The sequence below is a fragment of the Microvirga subterranea genome (assembly GCF_003350535.1).
Lineage (GTDB): Bacteria > Pseudomonadota > Alphaproteobacteria > Rhizobiales > Beijerinckiaceae > Microvirga > Microvirga subterranea.
This window is the reverse complement of sequence record NZ_QQBB01000036.1, coordinates 1-1,082: the sequence shown is the minus strand read 5'-3', so window position 1 is coordinate 1,082 and position 1,082 is coordinate 1. Positions and strand designations below refer to the sequence as shown.

At 61.5% G+C, this 1,082-nt stretch carries 1 protein-coding gene; it reads right to left on the bottom strand.

Annotated features, from left to right (window positions below):
* A partial coding sequence (locus tag DES45_RS24675; protein WP_245571890.1) for an ABC transporter permease occupies window positions 1-1,016 on the bottom strand: 1,016 nt, incomplete at its 3' end.
* Window positions 1,017-1,082 lie beyond the last annotated feature (66 nt).

Genomic DNA, 1,082 nt, shown 5'->3' with positions numbered 1-1,082 from the left:
AGCAGCGCGAAGGTTCCGTAGAGTGCCGGAATTGGCCCAAACGGACGGGCGAACATGCCGATATAGATCGCGCCGAAGGCCAGGGCCGGAAAGATGTACGGCAGGAAGGCCACCAGTTCCAGGGCGCGCGACGTGAGCGAGCCGCGGGTCCTGACGACTACATAGCCAATGAGGAAGCCGAAGATGCCGGTCGTCATGGCCGTGAGGAGCGCCAGCTTGAGGCTGTTCCAGGTGGCGTCGATGATGTTGCCATTGTCCACCAGCGCCGCCTGCAGTTGGTCAATGCCCTCGCTGCCCCCGCCGATCCAATAATGCAGAGTCAGGTTGCTGAGGCTGTAGTTGCCCGCCGTCTTGATCAGCGACTGCAGGACCAGCAGGACGAGAGGGAAGGCAACTGCCGCCGTCATAAGCAGCATGACGAGGACGAAGAGCGGCCAACGCCAGCGCCCGAGGTCGATCTCCTTGCTGCGGAAGCCCTTGCCGGAGAGGGTTACAAAGCTCTTGCGGACGCCGATGAGACGCTGGTTGATGAAGATGAACAGGCAGGCGAGAACCACGAGCACCAGCGCGAGCAGGAACCCGTCTCCCGCATTCCGGGTCCCCATGGCGGCGTAGATCTGCGTCGGCAGCACGAAATAGCGAACCGGCATGCCGAGCACGGCGGGCGTACCGAACGATCCGACCACGCGGATGAAGGTCATCACAACCGCGGAGCCGATCGCGGGGAGCAGCAGCGGCGCGGTGATCCACAGGAACTGCTTGAGACGCGAGAGGCCGACCATGGCTCCGGCCTCTTCGAGTTGGCTGTCGACGCTCGTGATCGAGCTCGACACCGAGAGATAAGAATAGACGTAATAGTGAAGCGACAGGCAGATGATGATTGGGATCGGGCCATAGGCGATCCAATCCGGCGGCTGCACACCGAAGAAATACGCGAACGCGCCCGAGGCTCCGCCGATGCGGTCATTCTTGAAGAACGTGATCCAGGCCAGCGCCATCACCCAGGACGGGAGCATGTACGGGATCATTACAAGTGTGTGCAGAAAATTCCGGAATGGAATGTTCGTCCGCACGATCAGCCA